At 42.9% G+C, this 25,701-nt stretch carries 17 protein-coding genes; 16 read left to right on the top strand and 1 reads right to left on the bottom strand.

All coding sequences use genetic code 11. The annotated features are described in order from the left end of the window. Nucleotides 1-277 precede the first annotated feature (277 nt). Nucleotides 278-1,807, bottom strand: a complete 1,530-nt coding sequence (locus PQO03_RS18145; RefSeq protein WP_274152326.1) for a glycoside hydrolase family 32 protein — start codon at nucleotides 1,805-1,807, stop codon at nucleotides 278-280. Nucleotides 1,808-2,415: 608 nt separating this feature from the next. Between PQO03_RS18145 and PQO03_RS18140 the strand changes: the two genes are divergently transcribed. The 16 genes from PQO03_RS18140 to PQO03_RS18065 all read left to right on the top strand — a co-directional run bounded on the left by PQO03_RS18140 (nucleotide 2,416) and on the right by PQO03_RS18065 (nucleotide 25,190). Next, on the top strand, nucleotides 2,416-3,696 hold the full coding sequence (locus PQO03_RS18140) for an endo-1,4-beta-xylanase (RefSeq protein ID WP_274152325.1): 1,281 nt from the start codon (nucleotides 2,416-2,418) through the stop codon (nucleotides 3,694-3,696). Between the two features lie 425 nt (nucleotides 3,697-4,121). Then, the gene (locus PQO03_RS18135) at nucleotides 4,122-5,696 is read left to right on the top strand and encodes a sulfatase (RefSeq protein WP_274152324.1); all 1,575 of its coding nucleotides are present in this window, start codon (nucleotides 4,122-4,124) and stop codon (nucleotides 5,694-5,696) included. Between the two features lie 111 nt (nucleotides 5,697-5,807). Next, a complete protein-coding gene (locus tag PQO03_RS18130; protein WP_274152322.1) occupies nucleotides 5,808-7,331 on the top strand; it encodes a glycoside hydrolase family 32 protein in 1,524 nt (507 codons plus the stop codon). A 30-nt stretch (nucleotides 7,332-7,361) separates the two neighbouring features. Then, the gene (locus PQO03_RS18125) at nucleotides 7,362-7,604 is read left to right on the top strand and encodes a hypothetical protein (RefSeq protein ID WP_274152320.1); all 243 of its coding nucleotides are present in this window, start codon (nucleotides 7,362-7,364) and stop codon (nucleotides 7,602-7,604) included. A 25-nt stretch (nucleotides 7,605-7,629) separates the two neighbouring features. Continuing rightward, entirely contained in the window at nucleotides 7,630-9,270 is a 1,641-nt protein-coding gene (locus PQO03_RS18120; protein ID WP_274152319.1) for a glycoside hydrolase family 32 protein, read from the top strand. Between the two features lie 615 nt (nucleotides 9,271-9,885). Beyond that, nucleotides 9,886-11,088 carry a serine hydrolase domain-containing protein gene (locus PQO03_RS18115; RefSeq protein WP_274152317.1) on the top strand — a complete coding sequence of 401 codons (1,203 nt, stop codon included), beginning with the start codon at nucleotides 9,886-9,888 and terminating at the stop codon, nucleotides 11,086-11,088. Between the two features lie 27 nt (nucleotides 11,089-11,115). Further along, on the top strand, nucleotides 11,116-12,588 hold the full coding sequence (locus PQO03_RS18110) for a sialate O-acetylesterase (RefSeq protein WP_274152316.1): 1,473 nt from the start codon (nucleotides 11,116-11,118) through the stop codon (nucleotides 12,586-12,588). 97 nt (nucleotides 12,589-12,685) lie between these two features. Continuing rightward, complete coding sequence (locus PQO03_RS18105) at nucleotides 12,686-14,785, top strand: glycoside hydrolase family 32 protein (RefSeq protein ID WP_274152314.1); 2,100 nt, start codon at nucleotides 12,686-12,688, stop codon at nucleotides 14,783-14,785. A 113-nt stretch (nucleotides 14,786-14,898) separates the two neighbouring features. Continuing rightward, entirely contained in the window at nucleotides 14,899-17,151 is a 2,253-nt protein-coding gene (locus tag PQO03_RS18100; protein WP_274152312.1) for a glycoside hydrolase family 2 protein, read from the top strand. Continuing rightward, nucleotides 17,145-18,308 carry an aldose epimerase family protein gene (locus tag PQO03_RS18095; protein WP_274152310.1) on the top strand — a complete coding sequence of 388 codons (1,164 nt, stop codon included), beginning with the start codon at nucleotides 17,145-17,147 and terminating at the stop codon, nucleotides 18,306-18,308. The genes PQO03_RS18100 and PQO03_RS18095 overlap by 7 nt, the downstream gene beginning before the upstream one ends. Before the next feature lie 158 nt (nucleotides 18,309-18,466). Continuing rightward, nucleotides 18,467-20,173: an arylsulfatase gene (locus PQO03_RS18090; protein ID WP_274152308.1), complete on the top strand. Its 1,707-nt coding sequence runs from the start codon at nucleotides 18,467-18,469 to the stop codon at nucleotides 20,171-20,173. 208 nt (nucleotides 20,174-20,381) lie between these two features. Then, nucleotides 20,382-21,704 carry a sialate O-acetylesterase gene (locus PQO03_RS18085; protein WP_274152307.1) on the top strand — a complete coding sequence of 441 codons (1,323 nt, stop codon included), beginning with the start codon at nucleotides 20,382-20,384 and terminating at the stop codon, nucleotides 21,702-21,704. A 152-nt stretch (nucleotides 21,705-21,856) separates the two neighbouring features. Continuing rightward, a complete protein-coding gene (locus PQO03_RS18080; protein ID WP_274152305.1) occupies nucleotides 21,857-22,444 on the top strand; it encodes a sialate O-acetylesterase in 588 nt (195 codons plus the stop codon). Continuing rightward, the gene (locus tag PQO03_RS18075) at nucleotides 22,402-23,073 is read left to right on the top strand and encodes a GH32 C-terminal domain-containing protein (protein WP_274152303.1); all 672 of its coding nucleotides are present in this window, start codon (nucleotides 22,402-22,404) and stop codon (nucleotides 23,071-23,073) included. Before PQO03_RS18080 ends, PQO03_RS18075 begins: the two co-directional genes overlap by 43 nt. A gap of 29 nt (nucleotides 23,074-23,102) precedes the next feature. Continuing rightward, a complete protein-coding gene (locus tag PQO03_RS18070; protein ID WP_274152301.1) occupies nucleotides 23,103-23,240 on the top strand; it encodes a hypothetical protein in 138 nt (45 codons plus the stop codon). Between the two features lie 24 nt (nucleotides 23,241-23,264). Next, nucleotides 23,265-25,190, top strand: a complete 1,926-nt coding sequence (locus PQO03_RS18065) for a sialate O-acetylesterase (RefSeq protein ID WP_274152300.1) — start codon at nucleotides 23,265-23,267, stop codon at nucleotides 25,188-25,190. The last annotated feature ends 511 nt before the right edge of the window (nucleotides 25,191-25,701 follow it).

Raw genomic sequence — 25,701 nt, 5'->3', positions numbered from 1 at the left:
AAAACGATAGCTCTTTGAAACAGCATTTGGTGCTCATTTTTCATTAAAGTATTTACTGCTGAGTATAAACACAAGGCTAAGCCATTTAGAGGGGACTTAGCGCTTTTGTTCATGCTTAGTCAGTTTACCATGAGGATCCATTATCTAAAAAAAGTCGTTTAAGGTCAATCGCATTTTTATTATAAATCGACTATGCCTGATATGTTTTCTTCAATAAATTTAGCGCTTATAAAAGATCTCATATATACCTCCATTTTTGTAGGTGAGATATAATTTATCATTGTCCTGAAGTTTCTTTTTCCCTCCAGATCGATTTGAGTTGATGGAAAGAAATTGCATTCACTTTTGTCTGTGTCTCACCATTGAGGCTAACGGATTTATTATTTGTTTCAGTTAGTCCCAGATAAGTACCGACAAATTCACCCTCATTCACAAAAATCTCTATTGAAGCAAGGTCAATGAGCACGCGGAGCCTAAGTTTTCCATTAACTAAAGGGGCAGGTAGCTTGTGATTTTGGTGATGTTTATTGAGGATTTTTGTTGGTTGAAGTGTCTGTTCTTTAAAATCATACTTCACCTTGATACCACGGAAATTAAATTCTAAATCTTTCGTGGGCTCCAATTCAATACTAAAGTCAATGAGCTCAGCTTCTAGCCCATTTAGTACTTTGTTAGCACTTGAAAGATTTAAAGAATTAAAAAGCTTAGTTTTTATGTAAAGATTTTCTATTTCTTTTACAGGCCAACGAAAGAGGCGAATACCCTTGGGGCTTGTTCGAAGAGTCATGTTGGTAGGAATCGACATCTGTTGATCGAAGGGCATGTTTGTTTCTACAAAAGGTGAGTGCTTGCGATCATTGAGCCATCCAATCATAATACTACGTCCATCGGGACTATTGTTGAAGGTTTGTGCAGCGTAATAATGGAAACCGTAATCACCTTTTAATGTCACCTTATCAGACTTGAATTTTTCACCGTCAAAATCGCCGATTTCGTAATCGAAACTGGCGTCATACAAAACCCATTTTTTATTATTGATATCGCCATCTACAGGGATCTCTACTATGTCCATACATTCCGCAAACCATTTGCGATCTAAAGAACTAGTGGCCTTCCAATCGAGTAGGTTTTCTGAAGTGAAAAAACGCACCCCCGAGAGCTTGTCTTTATTGCCCCACTCACCCGCCTTCATCCAAATGAGCATGACATACTTCTGGCTTGCTTCATGCCAAAAAACTTTGGGATCACGTTCTCCCTTGAGTAAACCTTGATTAGGAAGAATGATACCACCATCCTTGAGCAATTTGAATGTGCGTCCCTTATCGGTGCTGTAAGCGGCTGCCTGAAAGAATTCTGGACGGGCCGTAGCGGTAAAGTAGGCCACCATAGTTTTTGTGTTGCCTACTTGTTTACCAAGGACATTCTTGTGGTCAATCACTGTGGTTCCCGACCAAATAGCCACTTCACCATCCCATTTTTTGGCAAATTCTGCGCTAATGAGTTCATTGGGGATTTTATAGGGTACGATGGCGTGATCGAGTTGTGTCCAGTGTATCATATCGCTACTTACTGCATGACCCCATGATTTTGTACCATTAGCATTTTTGAGTGCGTGGTGCTGAAAAAACATGTGATATTCGCCAGAATAGTAGATCATACCATTGGGGTCATTGAGCCAGTTTTTACGTGAAGTGAAATGAAATTGTGGACGATATTTTTGATTATAGCCAATATCTTTGTAGCTTTCAAAGTTAAGATGCTTAGGGTTAAAAAGTGGGTCAGCTTGTGCATTCACTACGGGGGGCACAAGGTACAAATCCCAAGGCCGATAAAACTGAGTAATTTTTTAGGTGTCATCATTAATAATTTCCTGTATGTGTTTCATATCATATACCCAGTTTTAACAGCAATTGGATGTGTGTTTTTTATTTAGATACGGCTTTTTAAAATTTGTTTAGCGAAGCGGACTCCGGCAATGATCGAGGAGATATATTCTAGCCTGAAAAAAAGGATATTTACAAAAATTCCATGGCATGGAGCCATAGGATATATAACAGTAAAGAAAACTAGCGGTGAAAGAAAAAGCAAAATTGATTCAATAATCGAAAGCAAACAAGTCGCCAAATTCACCGATTTTTTAAAAGTGAGTAAAATCAAACTAAGTACCACCTCCTATGAATCAGGATAGCAAACGACTTTGCGGATCTCTATACATTAGAGTGACTCGGAAATAGGCAATGATATTGGCTAGAGAAATCTAATAAAAACACTAAGCGAACATCCAATACAAAAAAAAAACTTGTATATGGAGTCGGTTATTTTCTTAGCAAGCTAAGTGCTATCACAGCAGGTTTTGTCTGAGGGTCTGCGTGTAGAAACAAAATAAAATTAATGTGTATATAAGGTAAATACTTCATGAATAAAAATTTCACTACTTTTGTTATGTGCTTATGTATATTCGTATCGATCAGCAATGTAATAGCCAGTGAAACGTTTTCCCCTCTAATATCCGGTTCCAATAGTGGCAAAGTAAATCAATGGAAGGTAGAAGCAAATAAGCGCATCGAGAAATACCGCAAAGCAGATATCGTCATTTCCATAAAAGATAGCGATGGTCAATTGCTGCAGGGGATTGATGTACAAATAAAAATGATAAAACATGCTTTCCCATTTGGTACAGTAGTTAATTCAAAAAATTACTTAGCTTCTACAAAATTTGCCTCGATCTACCGTCACAACATTAAAAATTTTGGTTTCAATGCAGTCACTCAAACCATTTTCTGGAACGACTTCTGGGATGAAGACTTTAAAGCGCAACAGAAAAAAGCGAATGAATTTTATAAAAGTGAAGGCTTTCAAGTGCGGGGCCATACCACCATCTATCCGCGCTGGAGCAATACTCCTAAAGAGATAAAAGCACTGAGTAAAGTCGATGCACCCAAAGCGATATCTGATCATATAAAAGAAACAGCAAGCCGCATGAACGGCTGGTATAGCGACTGGGATCTGGTCAACGAAATGTACGGGCACATGGACTGGATTGATTCTATGGGTGGAATGGATTCACTTGCGCAATGGCATAAAATTTCCAAAGAAAAATCGCCTGATACCCAAATCTACTACAATCACAATGGCATGATCTGTAGCACCAAAAATAGCAGATTTCGTAAAAATATTTTTAATATGATGAAAACCATGAAGGAGCAAAATCTTATAGACGGCATTGGCATTGAAGGGCATTTGAATGAAGATAGCCCTTCACCTGAAGTCATGTATACATACCTTGACTGGTATAGCGAACTGGATCTCCCCATTCGCATAACAGAGTTTGATCTTGGTGGTGAAGACCGTCAAGAGCATGGTCGTAAATTCGGCGAATACCTAACTACTTTCTTCAGCCATCCAAACATTAAGGGCATTACTTTATGGGGCTTCACCGACGGGTTTATGTGGCAAAAACAAAAGGGATTGATAACGCCCAAAGGAGAATTACTCCCAGCTGGTGAAGTCTACAAAAACCTCGTGCTCAATGAATGGTGGACCAATGTAACTGGTACAACGGACTCCGATGGAAAACTCAAAATTCGCGGTTTTCTCGGAGATTATGAAGTCACGGCAACTATAAAAGGTAAAAAAGTCAAAAAGAAATTCTCTCTTTCTAAAAGCGGAGTTTCAAGCTCTTTAGTAATACCCTGAATATTATGGTGAATCAGACAGGAAGGAGCTGACGAGTGCATCGTCTCACAAGTTCTGTAGGTCATAGCGTAAATGTAAGACATCGTAAATTTCAAACCATTTTTATGCCCTTCAAAGTACTTTATAAAGCATGCTGCAAGCATAGCTCTATATATAAGACTGCGACAAGCGCAGCGCCGTCGTAGGTGTAAGCAGAGAACAACATTCGTGCTGAAAGTACGATTCTATCAATACTCCTTCAGAGTAAAATGGGGTTGATGGCATACATGGGACGGTGTCGCTTTGCTCCTTGTCCCATGCTTCTATAGGTCTGTCACTTCGCGACAGCAGAGCAATGGGCTGAATTTTAAACTGCCGTTATGAGGAGCAGAATAGGTGAACCACGGCACTAGAGAGCTGATAAAAAAATGAGAGGAAATAGACAAATGTTTAAAATACTAAGAACCGTACTGGTAATCATTGTAATATCGCCCGCATTATTGGCAGCTTCTGCTAAGGGAAAGAGGCCCAATATATTATTTATTCCAATAGATGACCTCAAACCTGTGTTGGGTTGTTATGGCAATGCCACCGTAAAAACTCCGAATATTGATCGTTTGGCTTCGAGCGGCACTGTTTTTCTAAATAACTCCTGCCAACAGGCTATTTGTGGCCCGTCACGCGTTAGCTTACTAACTGGGCTCTACCCCGATACGACTCGAATTTACAGCATGGAAAAATTTAAAAAAATGCGTTCTGTTAATCCCAATTTATTGACATTACCGGAGTATTTTAAGAACAAGGGTTACATTACCACAGGTTATGGAAAAACCTTTGATTCAAGAAACACCGACAAAAAACAGGATGCCCAATCATGGACAATTCCCCACACCAGCCACCCGGCAAATTCGCACTATTATCAGAGCAAGGGTTTAAAGTACAAAGACCCAGTAACTGCAGCTTTATTTACGAAGTACTTTCATTTGCCACGCGACAAAAAAGCTGCCTTTAAAAATGAACATAATTGCTACCCGGCGACAGAGTGTACTGACTTTGACTTGCCCGATGACGCCTATATCGACGGCGTGCAAGCCAAGCTAGCTTGTGCCAAACTCGAAAAATTAGCACAAAAAGAGAAGCCCTTCTTCCTCAGCGTAGGTTTTGCCAAACCACACTTGCCGTTTATAGCTCCCAAAAAATACTGGGACCTCTATAAACGTGACGATTTTGAACTTGCGACTTTCCAAAAGCTACCCAAAGACTCGCCATATTGGTCTCGCCACGGAAATGGAGAGTTAAATGGTGGCTATACGGGTGTTCCCAAAACGGGACTTCTTAAACCTCTACCGGAGGATTATCAACGACAGCTGATTCAAGGATACTATGCATGTACTTCGTATGTCGATGCTCAGGTTGGTAAACTGCTTGATAAAGTAGAGGAGCTCGGCATCGCGGATAATACCATAGTCGTTCTCTGGGGGGATCACGGCTGGCACCTTGGGGATCACGCACTTTGGTGCAAGCAATCGAATTATGAACAAGCCGTACGTTCTCCTTTAATTATCAGTTCGCCATGGCAAAGAAAGAAAGGCGTCAAATCCGATTCCTTAACCGAGTTTGTCGACATTTTCCCAACTCTATGTGAACTGAGTAATCTTCCTGTCCCTGAAGTCCTCGAGGGAAAGAGCCTGAAAAATCTTTTGGATAATCCCAAAGAATCCGTTCGAAATGCCGCAATGTCACAGTACCCGAGGCGTCTATGGCAAGACCCTAAGAAACCTGATAGCATGGGCTACACACTGCGCAATAAAAGGTATCGTTATGTAAAATGGGTATTAATGGATTATGAGAGCGGGGCGAGAACAGGAGAACTCATCGGTACTGAACTCTACGATTACCAGAATGACCCTCTTGAAACAGTCAATTTGGCAAAAGACCCAAGCAAAGCTGATGTTGTTGATCACTTTGAGAAGATTTTTAAAACTCGTGGTGTCGCCCAGGAATCAAATACTCTTCGGTAATTATTTATTTCAATCTAGTTTTCTTAAAACTCACCCGCTCACATCCAAACCACAGATTTTAGCTGTATATGGAGTAAATGAAATCAAAATCAATTAAATAGGTTAACTCAAATGTACCGAAGCAACAAAAACTCAAAGTCTATTTTTCTTTTTCTTATTTCCATGTGCCATTGTTTAAGCTTCTCTACAAAAGCAGAAGATAAGCAAGTAACGCCCGATCCCTTGTTCGATAAGGCTGAATTCAACTTCCATACTTACACCGCCCCTTACGACCAAAAAAATCGACCACAATTCCACTTCACCTCTCGTGAAGGGGGGATCAATGACCCCAATGGCTTAATTTACTATGACGGTGAATGGCATATGTATTTTCAGCACAAGGGGCAAAAAAACTGGGGCCACGCGATCAGTACTGACTTAATTCACTGGCAACAATTGGAACATGCGATTGTACCGCATAAAGGGCATTGTACGAGCAAGGGCCAGATTTGGTCGGGCACTTCGATTATTGACCATAATAACACTCTAGGCAAGCAAAAAGGCGATATCAAAACCATCGTCGCCTTCTTTACTCATACCCAAAAAGCATTCCACCAAGATGGCGCCTACAGTACAGATAAAGGACGCACCTTTACCCTCATGGGAAACCTAGTTCCAAACCAGGGGTCTTCTACGGGCGAACGTGACCCCAAGGTTGTTTTTGATCCAGAAACGAAGAAATGGATCATGCTTTTGACTGCGGGAGTCAATGCGGTCTTTGAGTCGTCCGACCTTATGAATTGGAAGCGTATAGGAAAAATAGATGGCATTGGCGGAGAATGTCCAGATCTCTTTCAGCTCCCACTTGATGGGGACAAATCAAAAATGAAGTGGGTCATAACAAATGCTGGCGGCAAGTATGGCGTCGGTAATCTTAAAAAAGGAATATGGACCTTAGAAGAGGGTGAGAGAATGCAGGGCTTTGATGCGTCAAAACCTCGTGGCAATGTGGGCTACGCTTGGCAAACTTTTGATAATGGCCCCGATGGACGTGTCGTTCAACTTGGTTTTATGCAAAACCAACACCGTAAAGAACCTTTTGGTTCTCACAAAGGTTTGCCCTTCTCCCAACAAATGTCTTTCCCGGTCGAACTGACTCTACACACTACACCGAGTGGAATTCGCTTATTAAGGAACCCGATCAAGGAAATTGAAAAGCTTTACATCGACACCAAAACATGGAATAACATTACTCTTGATACGGCTAATGATAAAGATCACCTTGGTAGCCTCACACCGGACTTAATGGACCTGAGCATCGAGTTTACTCCCGGGAGCCACGATAAAGTTTCGTTTAATGTCCGCGGCATCGATGTTCGTTATACTCAGTCAGATGGCAAAATCAGAATCAAAAACAATGTCGGTGCCATAGCCGAGAGCACTTTAATTGCCGCAAAAAACAAAAACGGCAAAGTCAAATTCCGCGTCCTCTTTGATCGCACATCTTTTGAGATTTTTGTTAATAATGGCGCTGCTGTCGCTACCTTAAATTGTGCGCCCGAAAATTCGCGTATCCATATCGACGGAGCTGACGACCTAATGATCAATAAACTTAGCATTCACGACTTAAGCTCGATATGGAAAAAAAGAAAATAATATGATGAATAATAAAATAAACGGCTCAAAATGATTAGTGGTGAACTCAAGAGTTTTGCCATTGCTAGAAATGATAAAAAATGGCATTGGGCGAAGGCTGTATTGAGTTCTGATGGAAAAAGTGTCGTAGTGAGTTCAGATAAGGTCAGTGCTCGGTTCGCCGTACGTTACGCCTATGGCTCTAATCCGTTCGCCGTACGTTACGCCTATGGCTCTAATCCGAGTGAAGCCCACTTTTATAGCAAAGACGGTTTATCAACGTCTCCATTTTGAACTGATAATGGCTAGGATAGATATAATGAAATTGAAAAAATTAAAATTACTCGCCAGCGTATTTATTATAAGTCTGTTAAGTAGTATGGCTTTTAATAAAGCTATGGCGGAAGAAAAGAACCCCTTCCGAACTTTTGATACTTATAAAGGGATCGGCTATGAGCAGGCGTATCGCCCGGCATTCCATTTTACCTCAATTAAGAACTGGATCAATGACCCGAACGGACTGATGTACTACGATGGCGAATACCACCTGTTTTTTCAGCATAATCCACTTGGGACAGGGTGGGGGAATATGACCTGGGGACACGCAGTGAGCACGGACCTCGTACATTGGAAACAACTGGCGCATGCTATAACTCCGTATGGTAAGGGCTATGTATTTTCCGGTACCGGAGTAGTTGATCATAATAACTCCCTTGGTAAGCAAATAGGAAATACAAAAACCCTGGTACTTATGTATTCGTATGCAGTTGATGCGCGCAAGGGGTTTGGAATCCTCACGCCCCCAAAAGAGACAAAATACTATCAAGGACTGGCGTATAGCACTGATCGTGGCCGAACATTTAAACTGCTAAATGATGGTGCTCCAGTAATACCATTTCAGGGCAGGAATGTTGACCCTAAAGGAACTGAACGCGATCCAAAATTATTTTGGCATGAAGGAAGTAAGAAGTGGGTGACATTACTTTGGTTAGGTGAAAGCAGTGGAGGTAAAGTGCGCATTTTTAGTTCCGATGATTTACAAAAGTGGAAATTCGAAAGTGATATTGTCAGGCCCTGGGCTCATGAATGCTTTGATTTATTCGAATTACCCGTACTTGACGCAGATGGAAATCTTCCTAATAATCCACAAAAGAAATGGCTCATCTATGACGGTAGTTTTGATTATGAAATAGGCTCATTCGATGGTAAAAAATTTAAAAGTGAACAGGCGCTAAAGAATCACAAGTTGGGTCATTGGAATGCTGCACAGACATTTAATAATAGTCCTGATGGGCGAAGAATTATCGTCGGCTGGTTGAAAAAAAGTGATTTCTGGCGCAAAAAAATGCCCTTTACCGAACAGTTGAGTTTCCCAGCTATAATGCAGATTCGCCGTACACCTGAGGGGATTCGCCTTTATCGTTGGCCTGTAAAAGAGATAGAAAAGCTCTACGGCAAACAATGGCGCCTGCCTAGGGGCTGCAGTATTAGTGTTGCAAATGAGGAGCTGAAAAACATTGATAAAGAGTGTTTGGATATGAGTATCGAATTTACCCCAGGGAAAGACAAGGACTTAGAACTTAATATACGTGGAAGTAAGCTCAGTTTTAATGCTACTAAAAATACAATTCACTTTATAAGTAAAAGCAATTTAAGCAAAAAATCTACTTGGGACGCTAAGAGTGTGGAAGAGAAGAAAGATCGGAAAAACCACCGTTTCAAGTATGATCAGTATGTCATGAATGACGCGTTAAATAACAAAGGAACAGTAAAATTGCGTATCCTTGTTGATCGCGGCTCCTTTGAAATTTTTCTTAATGATGGCATTACAGTGTTAACCCATTCTGAGCTTCATGATCTTGACAATAGATCGATCTCTTTTTCGGGAGGGAGTACGCTTATCAATTCAATGAAGATTCACGAAGTAAAAAGCTCATGGAAGACAAGTGCACAGAAATGACTCTCACCTGTTAATAAAAATCACCTTAAGTTCGAAGATCTAAAATCTTTAAAGTAAGAATGATCTCCTCATAGTCATGCCCCTGATGGAGCACGCTACATTCTAGCGGGCTCACAAGTGAGCCCTAGATCAATTTCGACCCCTTTTCCTGCCTCTAGGACTTTAGCCCGGCATAAAATATGCGTATCGGACCCATCCAATTAAACCATTTACTTAGATCATTTATTCAATCTATATCCTTGCCAGATTAATAGGGAAAAAAGCAAAATAGGAACAATTATATTTATGTAGAAATGGGTGGGCCAATACAGTGGAGCAAGCTAAGTCTGGGCGCTTATCAAAAATATCCAAATAGCTATGTACCAAAGTTACCACTACAATAACGTCCAATTTTAAAATCTCAGGGTATATGAAAGAAACAGTTCCCATAACGTCCAATTTTAAAAATCTCAGGGTATATGAAAGAAACAGTTCCCATAACGTCCAATTTTAAAAATCTCAGGGTATATGAAAGAAACAGTTTCAATGACGCTCAAAGTGACAATGCCCTAAAGCCCCATCGCTGTAGCCGAATAACAGTAATTTTATTCATTAATATTAAAGGAAGTTTAGACGATGAAATTTTTCAGAAATAACAAAAAGAGAATCTTCGCTACAGTACTTAAATCATTATTGGCATTGCCCTGTACTCTTATGGCTCAAAACAACGGCACGGCCCCGGAAGTTATAGATCTCAATGCCAAAGATGTTTCCATGCAGTGGGAGAAGAATATTCCCTATCTTGATAAAGCCTATATCAGTGAACATCCCACAGACATGAACGACGATATTCCCGTCGGCTCATTGGGCACAGATGGGATTAACAAGGAAATGATTTTGGCCTTTGCCCGTGAAGTTGCAACAGACCCCAATAAAGATAGAAAAGACAAAACAGATAGCTTACTCATTAGTCACAAAGGCAAGCTTATATTTGAGTCATACTATAGACGCGGCCGTCAAAACCTCCCTCATTTTCAAATGTCTATCACCAAGTCTTATACAGCGTTTGCACTCGGACGAGCTATACAATTGGGCTATATGAAGATGGAAGATCTGAATAAACCTGTCGTCGATTTTCTCAAAGACCTTGATCGAAGTAAGCTTGTTGAAGACGCCGATAAAGTGACTCTGGCAGAAGCGATGAATATGCGCTCTGGAGTAAAACTGACACGGGAGAAAGTCATGAAGTATAAAAACAAGCCAGAACTCTTACAGGGCCAAAAGCAGATCCAGGCCTATCTTTCGGACAGCGTGCCGATTTTGCAGGCACCGAGAAAGTTCGCTTATAAGGCTTCTGATCCTGCCATGATTATGCAGGTTCTCGAAGCAGTCGTTCCAGGTTCGGCGGCGGATTTTATTAAAAAGGAATTGATGGGCAAGATGGGCATTACTGAGTATGCCTGGCAGGAAGACACCAGCGGGCTCCCAAAGTCAGCTGCCGGTTCGAGTTTTCGATCGCGCGATATGCTCAAAATGGGAATGCTGGTTAGCAATAAAGGAAAGTGGAAGGACGAGCAGTTAATTCCCGAGGAATTCATGGTACGCGCCACAAGCCCCATATCGAATGCTTACGGAGTCAATAACTATGGATATTTCTGTTGGCACCGCAACTTAAAGCATGATGGCGAAGAATACCCGAGTATTGAACTTCGAGGAGCTTTAGGCCAATTTGTTTTCGTTTTTCCAAAACAAGATTTAATCGTCGTAGCTACCGCTCATGGTGTGATGTCTTTGATCAAAGATATTCCCAATCGCATTATTCCAGCCATTGCGAAATAAGAAAAGAAATTAATTAGGAATTATAAAATGATTAAAAGATATTTACTTGTTATGGCATTGCTCGTTTTGTCGGTGACTGCCTATGCAGATGTTAAAACGGCGCGCTTATTTACAAATGGCATGGTGATTCAACGCGAAGCAAAGGCTCCCGTATGGGGCTGGGCTGAACCCGGTGAACAGGTTGAGGTTTCTGGTAGCTGGGGAAGTAAGTCCGCAGTAAAGGCTGACAAGGACGGCCGTTGGATGCTTCAACTCCAAACGCCGAAAGCGGGTGGTCCACATTCAATCTCAATTAAGGGTAATAACACAATTACACTAAATGATGTTTTATCAGGTGACGTCTGGTTGTGTACCGGACAGTCCAATATGGCCTGGCCAGTTGAGAAAACAAACAATGCCGAGTCCGCTATCAAAACGGCAAACTTTCCTCAGATCCGTCGATTCTCAAACAGAATTATGCCGGTGATGGAGGTTCCAGAAGACTTAGATGCAAGAAGCGAATGGCTAAGCTGTTCTCCAGAGACCGCGGGTAAGTTCTCTGCAACTGCCTTTTATACAATGAGGGAGCTCCAGAAGGAGATCGATGTACCTATCGGTATCGTCATGGCTGCCAGTGGCGGGACCTTTATTGAGTCCTATACCTCTGCTGAATTCCTCAAAGATGATATTATCGCCAAACGTATGATTGAGCGAGCGAAGCAAAAAGCGGCAGAGAGTAAGAGTACCCAAAAAGCTCGTGTAGACAAGAATTACCCCGGAGTTCTGTACCGTGGAAATATTGCTCCATTGAAAACTTTTGCACTTAAAGGAGTGATATGGTACCAAGGTGAGAATAATGCCTTTGAACTTCAGCGTGCGGAGTATTATCGAGTCCAGCTCAGGAACCTGATCAACTGCCTGCGCCAACAGTGGGGTAACCCGGAACTGCCATTTTACTTTGTTCAGCTTCCAAATTTCAAAGAGACCACAGATGACCCCAATGCTAAAACTAGTGGGTGGCCTATTATCAGGGAGAGCTTTCTCGACGTCGCTAAAAGTACACCCAATACAGGTATGGTTGTTACTATTGACCTAGGGGAAATAAAGAATATTCATCCAACAAATAAAACCGATGTCGGTAAGCGCATGGCATCGTTAGTCCTGAATAAAACATACGGCAAGAATACACCGACTTCACCACTTTACATAAAAAGCGAGATCGAAGGCGACAAGGTTATTATCCACTTTGATTATGCCGGGTCCGGACTTATGGCTAAAGGTGACAAGCTCGAATATTTTGCCATTGCTGGTGATGACAAAAAATTGCTCTGGGCTGATGCCGTTATTGAAAAACGCAACGGCAAAGATGTAGTCGTGGTTAGTAGCCCACAGATCAAAAAACCAGCGTCAGTTCGTTACGCCTGGGCGATGAATCCGAATACGTGCAACCTTTACTCTAAGGAAGGCCTTCCCGCATCTCCTTTCAGAACGGATACATGGCAATTATCAAAAAAGAAATGATTAATAAATCAGGGCTTCCCGCATCTCCCTTTCACACTGATAATTGGCAGGGAAGCCTCTAATTGAAAGTAAAACTAACAATCAAGGAAATATAGTTATGAAAATGAAATTAGCAATATTCGCAATTACCCTGGCAGGCACAACGGCATTTGCCGGATCGGAGTTATTGTTTGAAAACAGTGATTTTGAGAAGGGAACGCTGGAGAACTGGACGGCCGAAGGCGATGCCATGTCAATGCAGCCCACCAAAGGTGATCAGCTCGCGGCTCGCAAGGAGGGCACAAGCAATATCCAGGGCGAATACTGGATCGGAACCGCCGAGAAGTACGATGGCAAAAGCGGTAAGCCCGGCGCCATGCGTCACCATGCCCCAACAGGGAAACTACTCTCGAAGGAGTTCACGATCACCAAGCCCTATATCACCTTCCGTATCGGTGGTGGGCCTGACTACCAGCAGCTTAACGTGGGCCTCATTGTTGATGGCAAGGAACTCGTTGGGGCTGCAGATACTACTCCAAGATCTTCTGATACTCTCACTGCTGTGAGCCTAGACGTCAAGAGTCTAATGGGAAAAAAGACGCAACTCATCATTAGTGACCAGAGCAAAGTTCGTTTCGGTTATATCAGTGCCGATGACTTTCGTGCCTCCGATGAAAAGATTGGCGTGGTATATACCCCCATCGAGCGGCCCAAAGTCAAGGATTCCGACTCAACCTTTCCCTATTACAAACGTGTCGGCTACGATCAAGATATCCGTCCGCAATTTCACTTCACTTCACGCATGGGCTGGCTCAATGATCCCAACGGTTTAGTCTATTACGATGGCGAGTGGCATATGTATTTTCAACATTACGCCAAAGGCAATCTTGGTGGAACCAAGAGCTGGGGTAATTCGGTCAGCACCGACCTTGTTCACTGGACTCAGCTCCCTCACGCCATTACTCCCTATGCCAAAGTGGATGGCAGCAAGGGCGCGCACGCTATATGGTCTGGTTCTGCGGTGGTAGACAAGTTTAACGCATTAGGAAAACAGAAAAATGATGTAAAGACACTTTTTGCCCTCTATTCAGCCACTTCGGAAAAATTCTTTCAGGCAGGCGCCTACAGCACCGACCGCGGCCGCACCTGGACAAAGGTCAACGATGGAAAGCCTCTTATTCCACATCAGGAAGGTTTATACAAAGGACAGCGCGACCCGCGCATATTCTACTATGCTCCCGGAAAATTCTACGTGACTATTATGATGGTGGGCGGAAAGGATCGTGCAGCGCGCCTCTGGAAATCCACTGACCTGTTGAACTGGAAACAGTTTCTCGATATCCCCAATAAATCTGCAGAATGTCTCGATATGTACTGCCTTCCCGTTGATGGTGATAAGAATAACATGAAGTGGGTCATCTCCAGCGCACAGACCTTTTACGAAGTCGGAGACTTTGACGGAGATAAATGGACCGGATTTGGGAACAAGGATAAAAAGGTTTTCAGGTTTGATCACGGAACAAATTACTATGCAGCTCAGACCTTCACCAATGGTCCAGACGGGCGTGTTGTTCAGGTTGGCTGGATGAATACTCGCGACCTATTTACCAAGGCAAAGATGCCTTTTACCCAGCAGATGTCAACCCTCGTAGATCTGAGCCTTCGCACAACTCCCGATGGCATTCGGATGTTCCGAAACCCCGTAAAAGAGATTGAATCCCTCTACACCAAGAGCGAAACCCTCAAGAATATTTCTGCAAAAGAAGCCAACGCAAAACTGGCTTCACTCAGTCCCGAACTGATTGACATGACGGTGGAGTTCGCGCCGTCGGGTAGTTTCGATTTGAATGTGCGTGGAGAGAAAATTACCTATAACGCAAAAAACAAGGTTATTATATTCACCAACATGACTCGCAAGGCAAGGATAGCAGCCAAGAATGCGGAGATCGCAAAGCTTCCCAAAGAGAAACAGAAGTATGAAAAAGATGACAGCACCAGGCATATTCCTGCTCCAACCGTAGATGGCAAGGTCATTATTCGCACTCTGATTGACAAAGCCTCAGTTGAGGTTTTTATCAATAACGGTCAGGTGGCGGGAAGCTTTGTTACACTGATAGACAAAGACAACCGCAAAATCGCCATTGAAGGAGACGATGCAATGAAATTTGACTCCATTATTGTGCACGAACTTAAGTCCGCATGGGATCATGTTAAATAGATTTTCAAAAAATAGAATAGAATGAAAAATATTACAATCATCGGTAGTAATAGAAATCTACCTACTGTTTTAATTTTACTCAATACCCATAATCGAATAAGGAGATAGAAAATATGAAAAAGGTTATACTAATTGTTATTTTTGCGACGACATTTGTTTCAAATGTTATCGCTGAATGGAAGCCTGTAGAAGGCAGGATTATGACGAAATGGGCGAGTGAAGTCGACCCGAAGAACCCTTTGCCGGAGTATCCAAGACCGCAGCTTGTGCGTGAAAATTGGACCAATCTCAATGGACTATGGGATTACGCAATAACCTCAAAAGATGCTGGTCAACCTGATACCTTCGAAGGTGAGATACTTGTACCATATCCAATTGAATCGGCTCTTTCCGGTGTGAAACGTAAATTCACACCTAATGATCGTCTATGGTACTCTCGTTCATTTAATCCTCCAGCAGTAAAAGGTGGAGAGCGTTTGATGCTTAACTTTGGTGCGATTGATTACAAGAGTGAAGTGTTTGTGAATGGAACGTCGGTTGGAAAGCATACTGGTGGATACGACGCTTTTTCTTATGATATAACAAAACAACTGAAAAAAGGGAAAAACACGCTCGTTGTTTCTGTTACCGATAGTACAAATGGTGCAAGAGGTAAACAGCAAGTTATCAAATTTGATCAGCCTGGCCGCATTCACTACACCGCAAATTCAGGTATCTGGCAGACTGTGTGGATGGAGAAGGTTGCTGAAACACATATTAGCGATTTGAAAATCGTACCAAATATCGATAATGGAACAGTTTCGGTAACGGTAAACGCTAAGGGTGGAACGGCAAGCGTTACTGCTCTGGATGAAGGCAAGAAAATAGCAACTGCCAAAGGTAAAGCGGGAGAAACAATTATCCTGAATATCCCATCAGCAAAACTGTGGTCACCTGATTCACCATTTCTTTATGATCTCAAAATATCATTGGGCAAGGATACTGTGACCAGCTACTTCGGAATGCGTAAAATTTCCATTGAAAAAGACGAAAAAGGAAAAATGCGTCCAAAGTTGAATAATGAATTTATTTTTATGACTGGTCCTCTCGATCAGGGGTACTGGCCTGACGGAAACTTAACTGCTCCCACTGATGAGGCTCTGAAATTTGACCTTGAAATGACAAAGAAATACGGTTTCAATTCGACTCGTAAACATGTAAAAATTGAACCAGCACGATGGTTTTACTGGACTGATAAATTGGGACTTCTTGTGTGGCAGGATATGCCCAATGGTGGAGCTGGAACAGGAGCAAAGGGAAATAAAGACGGAGTTCCAAAATCCAAAGAACAAGCTGATCAGTTTGAGAAAGAGCTACGTTTAATGGTTGATCAGCATTCTAATTACCCATCGGTGATTATGTGGGTGATCTTCAATGAGTCTTGGGGACAGTATGACACTCCGCGCCTTACTAAGATGGTGAAAGATATGGATCCGACTCGTCTTGTTTGTGGTGGTAGTGGGTGGTACATACCACCAGCTTGTGGTGATGTTTTTGACCGCCATGTTTACAAAAGAGCTCCGAGTGTTGCTCCGGATGCAACACGAATCGGAGTTGGTGGTGAGTTTGGTGGTTTCGGTTACGTTGCTGTAGGTAACTTGTGGGTTGCTGATCAGAGAGAATCATCAGTGTATGGAACTGCTGTTGATAAACGTCACTTTGAAAAGATGTACCTTGAAGCCTGGGAGGAGACCTTTGCGAATGATCTACGAGTAGGTATGTCTGGAGCTATCTACACACAGCTGACAGATGTAGAAACTGAGATCAATGGTCTTATGAGCTATGACCGGAAGGTGATGAAAATTGATCCAGAATTGGCCCGAAAGGCAATTGAGGACCGAAACTTTCCGAAAAAAGCAAGCGCAAGAATGTTGGTTCCAACCTCGGAAAAAGAGCCGCAAGAGTATTATTACACCATGACGAAACCATCTGATGATTGGTTCAAGCCAAATGCCGATCGTTCAAGCTGGTCTAAAGGTCCTGGAGTTATCGGTAATAAAGTACACCGCAATCCTACCATCAATATTGGAACCGAGTGGAAGTCTTCGGACCTATGGGTCGCAAGAAACTTTGACCTGTCGGAATTCCCTCTAAAGCGTCCTGTTATTCGTGTCGCCTATGATGAAAATGCAACCATTTATATTAATGGTGTTAAAGCATTATCTCTTAAGAAAGGTGATAATACGCGACACCTGAATATCCCAATGCCAGCTGAAGCAGCAGCGGCGCTGAAGAAAACAGGTAATGTGATAGCTATTCATGTGGATAATAAAAACAAGAGCCAGTATATCGATGTTGGAATTGGCGAAGAGTCGATAACATGGTAGAGAAGCCGAAAAGGCGCCTAGTAAAGAAGATTTTGATTTCTGGAGCGTTATTTTTACTCCTGGCCGCATGCAAGTCTTCGACAACAAAGTTTCCTGCCTTGAATGCAGAGGATTTCTGCAAGACGATTGATGGTAAGAAGACCGACCTATTTACTCTTAAGAACACTAAGGGTATGCAAGTGTCGATAACAAACTATGGAGCGCGTGTAGTCAGTATTTTGGCCGCAGATAAAGATGGAATTTATGGTGATGTGGTTAGCGGCTTTAACACTCTTGACGAGTACATCACTTGCCCTGAGCCTTTTCATGGCCCGATTGTCGGTCGTGTCTGCAACCGTATAAAGAGTGGGAAGTTTAAGCTTGATGGAAAGGAGTATTGCCTGTCGGTCAACAATGGCGTCAATCACCTCCATGGCGGAACGAAAGGCTTTCATCATCAGGTGTGGGATGTTAAAAAAATTACACCTTCATCTGTAGAGCTGCACTACCTCTCCAAAGATGGTGAAATGGGTTATCCGGGGAATCTCAGTGTCGATGTCCGTTATGAGCTGACCGATAAGAATGAATTTCTTATTGAGTACAAAGCATTCACCGACAAAAAGACTGTTGTGAATTTGACCTGGCATCCATTTTTCAACCTTGCCGGCGAGGGCATTACCATTAATGATCATATCTTGATGATCAATGCAGATAGATACACACCAGTCGATGAGACACTGATTCCACTGGGACAAAATGTAACTGTAGAGAACACGCCGTTTGATTTCTCCACACCTAAGGCCATTGGCCGTGATTTGTGGCAGCAGAAGGACAATACTCAGCTCAAGCACGGGGCTGGCTATGACCACAACTGGGTATTGAACCGTCCGTCTCATTCATCGCTGGCGCTCGCCGCCCGTCTCATTGAACCGAGAAGCGGCCGTGTCATGGAAATCTACACCCAGGAGCCTGGCCTGCAGTTCTATGGCGGTAACTTCTTTGATGGCAAAACGATTGGCAAGAACGGCTTGCCGCAAATATATCGTGGCGCGCTGGCGCTGGAGACACAGAGGTTTCCTGATGCTCCCAATCAGAAAGACTTTCCTTCGATTGTTTTGGCTGAAGGAGACTTATACGAGACACGATCAATCTATAAATTCTCAGTACTTGAGCAATAGACTCCTTTCGTTAATAAACTTTAGGAACGAGTACATATTTTTAATATTAATGGATAGTTAAGCTAATGCAATTCAGATTTTTTATCAATAAAATAAGTCTTCACTTAGGCGCGAAAGCATTACTGGCTTTGTCTATAACCGGCCGAAAAAGGATCAATATGAAACAACTGATCAATATCCTCATGATCGTAACCGTTATGCTCTGCCCATCTCTATATGCCCAAGAGAGGCCAAACATCATAGTCATCCTTGTCGATGACATGGGCTATTCCGATCTGGGTGCATTTGGTGGTGAAGTTGATACGCCCCATATTGATTCTCTTGCCGTTAATGGTCTGCGTTTCACTCAGAACTATAATTCGGCACGCTGCTGTCCTTCCAGGGCATCGCTATTATCGGGTCTCTATTCCCACCAGACCGGACTTGCGGATTTCACCGGCCCAGATAAAACTGCAAAGCAGGGCCCTGCGTATCTTGGACACTTGAACAATACCTGTGTTACATTAGCTGAGGTGCTTAAAACAGCCGGGTACAGTACATACGGTGTGGGTAAATGGCATGTGGGCAAGGAAGAAGTAGCCTCACCGACAAATCGCGGATTTGATGAGTATTACGGCTATACAGACTTTCATGGAAAGAATCAGTGGATGTATAATACGAAGAACAGGAGAGGCGGATATAACCGAATGCCAGAAGGGCGTGAGCACGAGATAAAGTATACTAAGGAAACCTTCTATGCTACAGACGCTTTCACCGATTACAGTCTTGAATTTATCAAACAGGGGGTAGAGAAGAAAAAACCATTCTTCCTCTATCTTGCTCACTCTTCTCCACATTTTCCCGTTCAGGCTCCGGCAGCAACGCGCGATAAATACCTTGAACGTTACCGAAAAGGTTGGGATGTGCTTCGAGATGAGCGATTTAAACGTCAAAAAGAGATCGGGCTGAGCACCGATGCTTGGAAATTTACCGACCGTTCCTATGTACCCAAGGATCCCAACGGAAAACATGGGCCGATCGACAACGGCTATGGCGGCAAACCCAACCCTGCCTGGGATACACTCGATGTCGATACTCGCGAGGATCTAGCTTATCGTATGGCTCTTTTTGCCGCCATGATAGATCATGTAGATCAAGGGGTCGGTAAAATTATTGCTCAACTCAAAGCTTTGGGTGAGTTTGAAAATACTCTCATTCTCTTTACCAGCGATAATGGCGCTTGTTATGAGTGGGGACCGCTGGGGTTTGACGGCGGATCTCGTCAAGGTGAATACATTCTGCATAAAGGAGACGCCTTAAAGACAATGGGGCTCAATGTGCGCGGAGAGAAGGAGATGTCGGTAGGAAGTGCATGGGCAAACCTAAGCAATACTCCATTGCGTTTGTATAAGCACTTTAACCACGAGGGTGGAAACTGTAGCCCACTTATCGCTCACTGGCCGAAAGGTATCAAGAATCCAGACCGCTGGGTGCGTACGCCAATTCACTTGATGGACTATATGTCCACGATCTGTGATGCCTCGGGCGCCAAATATCCTGAAACCTTTAATGGCAACACCATTACGCCTACTGAGGGAACGAGTTTGAAACCAATTTTTGACGGTGATCAGGAATTGCCAGAGCGTACCATTTACTTTGATCATTTCAACTCCAGTGCGATCCGCAAGGGGCCATGGAAACTTGTGCGCCCGCGTTTCAATAAAAGGAACTGGGAGCTTTACAATATCGATGAGGATCGCTGTGAAACCAATGACCTCAGCAAGACGCACCCCGAAATGGCCAAAGCCATGGAAAAACAATGGCTTGATTGGGCCAAACGGGTGAAGATCTTCCCTTACTACCAGCATCAAGCTAAGGATAAATAGTTATAGAACAACATCACGTTCCGTGTAGAAAAATGAAGAGAATGACAAAATTGATTCTACATCTCGGCATTGCCGCCTGCTGGCAGGGTGTATGGCGGTGTAGTCCATTTCGTACTTTAAATCCAAACCACGCTAACTTGTTTAAGAAAGACGATTTGCCAATACTTGGTCTTCAATGCAGAAATTAAATATTTAAAAGGAGAATAGTTTGTTTAAAATAACCACATTTGTTTTTTTATTTTCACTCACTTTGGTATCGAATCTATTGGCAGAAATAAAGCTGCCGCCGGTATTAGATGATAATATGATCCTGCAAAGAGGTAAGGAGATTGCCGTTTGGGGAAGCTCGCTTGCCGGTGAGGAAATTACTGTTTCATTTGCCGGTGAGAAAGTCACCACAAAAGCAGATGAAAAAGGTAATTGGAAAGTTGCTCTTCCAGCCCAGAAGGTGAATGCTAAAAGTCAGGAAATGCGGATCAATAACATCACCTTAAAGAATATCCTTATTGGTGATGTGTGGATAGGCTCCGGGCAGTCAAATATGGCCTGGCCTCTCCAGCAAACTGATAACTCAAAAGAGGCCATAGCCGCCGCAAAGTATCCCAATATTCGTTTGCTTAATAGGAATAAAGATAAAGCCTGGAGTGAATGCAATCCCGAAAGCGTTAAACAATTCTCTGGGGTTCTTTACTATTTTGGGAGGAAACTGCATAAAGAGCTTGACGTGCCAATAGGTTTAATTAATGCTTCTGTCGGAGGCTCACCAATAGAAACCTGGCTGTTGAAAAAAGGCCATCATTACAATAAATTTATCAAACCTCTGCATGATTTTCCAATCAAGGGTTTCACGTGGTATCAGGGCGAAACAAATGCCATAACAAAAACGGGTCTAGCATACTATGATAAGCAGAAAGACCTCATAGAAGGTTGGCGCAATAAGTGGAATGATCAAAGTTTGCCTTTTTACTTTGTACAAATAGCCCCCTGTAATCATCCTAAGTACGCGGGACAACAACCAGCTATATGGGAGGCTCAGTGTAAATCACTCTCTATTCCTAAAACGGGAATGGTTGTGGTTACAGATATAGGTAATGTTAAGAATATACACCCTAGAAATAAGTTGGATGTAGGTGAGCGTTTGGCTCGTTGGGCACTGGCCAAAGATTATGGTAAAAAAGTTGTTTTTTCTGGCCCGCTCTATAAATCTATGAAAATATCGGGAAGCAAAATTATTCTCTCTTTTGAGTACACAGATGGAGAACTTGTTTCACGCGATGGAAAGGAATTAAACGAATTTCAAATAGCTGGTGATGATGGCAAATATGTTCCTGCTAAAGCCGAAATACGCGGTGACACTGTTATTGTGGAGTCTGCAGATATAAAGAAACCCAAAAATGTCCGCTTTGGCTGGCACCAATTCGCCAATCCAAATCTAATGAATAAATCAGGGCTTCCCGCATCCCCCTTTCACACTGATAACTGGAAAGGTAGCCTGGGATTCCTTAAAGGAAAACCTACGCTACAAAAATGATATGTTATAAGAGTTTGAGATACTAATCTGAATAGCCGAGTATGCGGCGTAAAAAACGCTGTTTCATTAGTGTGCATTAGTAGTTGAAAATGTTAGTGCTGAACAGCCCTATGTCAGAGAATAGATAACTTAAAATAAGAAGGAGAATAACTATGAAGAAGCAAAAAGGAATCATAGCCATGAGTTACCTATTAATAGCAGTCGTATTTATTTCGCTAACATACACAAGTGCGAGTGCAGCTACACAGGGAAAACACTTATTCATACTTTCGGGTCAGTCTAATATGGCTAAAATGAATCACAGTAAAGACTTCTCTCCGATTGTCGAAAAGAAATTCGGGAAGAAGAACGTAATTGTCGTCAAGGTCGCGAAGAGTGGTCAGCCGATACGGAGGTGGCATAAAGAATGGAAAAAGCCAGAAGGTCGTCTGGTTAGTGTTTCTACGCGAGGGGAAGCTGGTGATATCTATAAGGAGCTAATAGATACTGTTAAAGCTGACACAAAAGGTGAGACACTCCAAACGATTACGTTTTGTTGGTTACAGGGCGAAGCAGATGGCATGAAAGGTAATGATAATAATGCGTATTATGAGAAAAGCTTAAAGGCAGTTATTGCCCAATTACGAGCAGATTTAGGCCGAGATGACATCAATGTTATCATCGCTCGGATTAGCCCATTTTCCAATGGAGTACCCGCATGGGACCGGATTCGCACAATGTTGGTCAAAGTGGCTGGATGAATACTCGCGACCTATTTACCAAGGCAAAGATGCCCTTTACCCAGCAGATGTCAACCCTCGTAGAATTGAGTCTTCGCACAACTCCCGATGGCATTCGGATGTTCCGAAACCCTGTAAAGGAGATTGAATCCCTCTACGCCAAGAGCGAAACCCTCAAGAATATTTCTGCAAAAGAAGCCAACGCAAAACTTGCTTCACTCAGCCCCGAACTGATTGACATGACAGTAGAGTTCGCACCGTCGGGTAGTTTCGATTTGAATGTGCGTGGAGAGAAAATTACCTATAACGCAAAAAACAAGCTTATTATATTCACCAACATGACTCGCAAGGCTAGGATAGCAGCCAAGAATGCGGAGATCGCAAAGCTTCCCAAAGAGAAACAGAAGTATGAAAAAGATGACAGCATCAGGCATATTCCTGCTCCAACCGTAGATGGCAAGGCCATCATTCGCACTCTGATTGACAAAGCCTCAGTTGAGGTTTTTATCAATAACGGTCAGGTGGCGGGAAGCTTTGTTACCCTGATAGACAAAGACAATCATAAAATTGCCATTGAAGGAGAAGATGCAATGAAATTTGACTCCATTATTGTGCACGAGCTCAAATCCGCTTGGGATCATATTAAATAGCAACATAACAGAAATAGGATATCAAGACAATGAAATCTATCATCACCTTCGCAATGGCAGGCATCTCAGCATTATGCGCCATTGGGCAGCTTCAAGCTGCCGATCAAGCCCTTCCAGCTCAGGACAGGCCCAACATCATCGACACGCCGATCAACACGAGATGGTGACGATAGAGCATAAAGGAGTCTAAGATGAATAAAATGTTAATGATTTTTTTGGCTTTGAGTTCAATGGCTAGCGCTATGAATCCTCTCCTGTCGCCAACAGAATTTATCTCTGATGATGACTCCTATTTTTTTGGGTACCATTGCAGTGAGGGAGATGCAGTAGCATTGAATAAGCTGGTGGCATTCGGGCCCGTGAAACGGGTTGATATTAACGGATTAATCGGGTGGCAAAGCTTTGTTAATAAACCGCAACAAGAGCGATATTTTTACTTTAATATTCAGGACTCGTTATTAAAAAACGGCAATGCCTCAGAAGTAACGATTTCGCTGACCTATCTTGATAGAGGAAATGTTTCGCTCTTTCTACAGTATGATTCATCAGATCAGTTGGTGAAGCATCAGTATGGTGCCGGAGTGTTGAAGAGGGGAAAGACCTTTCAGGTTGGCGATACGGGAACCTGGAAAACTGTGAAATGGACGTTGAAGGATGCCCTTTTTCGCAATCGTTGTCAGAATAACGATTTTCGTATCACCGTTGTTGGAGACGTGGATTTTATCATTGGGCAGTGTCACGTCAGCGGATCTCCCAAGCAGAGTGTTGTTATGCCCGATCTCTTCTCAAGTGGGATGATTTTACAACGTGATAAACCGATTTCAGTTTGGGGGCAGGCGAAGGACGGCGTTACTGTGACGGTCAGTTTTAATGACGTTGAGCGTGAGTGTGTTGCTGAAAATGGAAAGTGGAAAGTGACGTATCCTGCAATGCCGGCAAATGCAAAGCCTTCGAAGATGACAATTACCAGCAGTGATGGATTTGAGCGTAAGCTTAATGAGATTCTGATAGGTGATGTGTGGCTTGCGTCAGGGCAGTCAAATATGTCTATGAGGGTTGTTGAGAGTAAAGGAGCTAAAGAGGCAATTGCAGCGTCGAAGAACCGTGAACTTCGATTTTTCAAAGTACCACTTGTACTTGAAAATACCGTGTTGCCGCTAGGACGTACATGGTTAACGGCAGGACCGCGTGTTACAGGTGGATTCAGTGCGGTCGCCTACTACTTTGCTCGTGAAATTCAAGACACACAAAAGATACCAGTAGGAATAGTTCAGTGCGCCTATGGAGGGACATTTACTGAAACGTGGAGTAGCCCAAGCGTGATGAAGCAGGGGTACCCAGGTTGGGAAAAATATCAGGCAGCTCAACTAAAGGACCCAAAGTTTCCAATGCGGAAAACCTCATCGTACCTGTACAAAAGAATGCTCAAAACAGTCATGCCATTTCCGGTGAAAGGATTCCTCTGGTACCAGGGGGAAGGCAATTCACAGCGTGCTCAGGAACAGAAGAAACTGTTCCCAGCTATGGTCAACGATTGGCGCTCTAGTTGGGGAGACAAATCACTGCCGTTCTATCTAGTTCAACTGACTCGTTATGAGGATCAGCATCGGCACCAGTTCCGTCTTGCCCAGTTAGAAGTGTGGCAAAAGATCCCTCATTCATTTATGGCGGTAACGATTGATCTATCTAAAGACTGGAACCCTAAGAACCACCCGGTTCATCCGACAACGAAAGCGCCGATTGGACATCGTCTGGCGCTGGCCGCACGAGCCAATGTGTATGGTGAAAATGATCTGGTGTATTCAGGGCCGGTCATCCAGTCAGCCAAGTCTGATGGCTCAAAGGCTATCTTGTCATTCAAACATATCGGTTCTGGACTTGCTGCCATAGACGGACAAGCTTTACGTGGTTTTTACGTGAGTTCTAACTCCAAGAAATTTGTTGAAGCCACCGCGGTGATTCGAGACAATTATGTCGTTGTGACGGCAACCAATGTTGCAAATCCTGCGGTTGTTCGCTACGGTGCTGAAGTTGATATGGGAAAAGAAAATCTCGATGTCAATCTGGGCAATAAAGAAAAATTGCCTGCTTCCCCTTTCACTATAAAAGTAAAATAAAAATCAACAACGGAGAAAAAATAATGAAAGTATCTAACTATCCTTTATCAAAAATTATAGCTGTGTTGACCAAAGCCATGGAGGCAGAATGGACCAACTGAGCCAAACGCGTTAAGATCTTCCCTTATTACCAACATCAGGCTAAGGATAAATAGTTGTCGAGCACCATCACGTTCCGTGTAGAAAAATGAAGAGAATGACAAAATTGATTCTACTTCTCGGCATTGCCGCCTGCTGGCAGGGTGTATGGCGGTGTTGTCCATTTCGCACTTGAAATCCAAACCACGCTAACTTGTTTAAGAAAGACGATTTGCCAATCCTTGGTCTTCAATGCAGAAATCAAATATTTAAAAGGAGAATAGTTTGTTTAAAATAACCACATTTATTTTTTATTTTCACTCACTTTGGTATCGAATCTATTGGCAGAAATAAAGCTGCCGCCGGTATTAGATGATAATATGATCCTGCAAAGAGGTAAGGAGATTGCCGTTTGGGGAAGCTCGCTTGCCGG

Origin of the sequence: Lentisphaera profundi (genome assembly GCF_028728065.1) — a bacterium.
In the GTDB taxonomy this organism is placed as follows: Bacteria; Verrucomicrobiota; Lentisphaeria; order Lentisphaerales; family Lentisphaeraceae; genus Lentisphaera; species Lentisphaera profundi.
The sequence above is the reverse complement of the archived record's forward strand: the minus strand, read 5'-3'. Positions and strand labels throughout refer to the sequence as shown.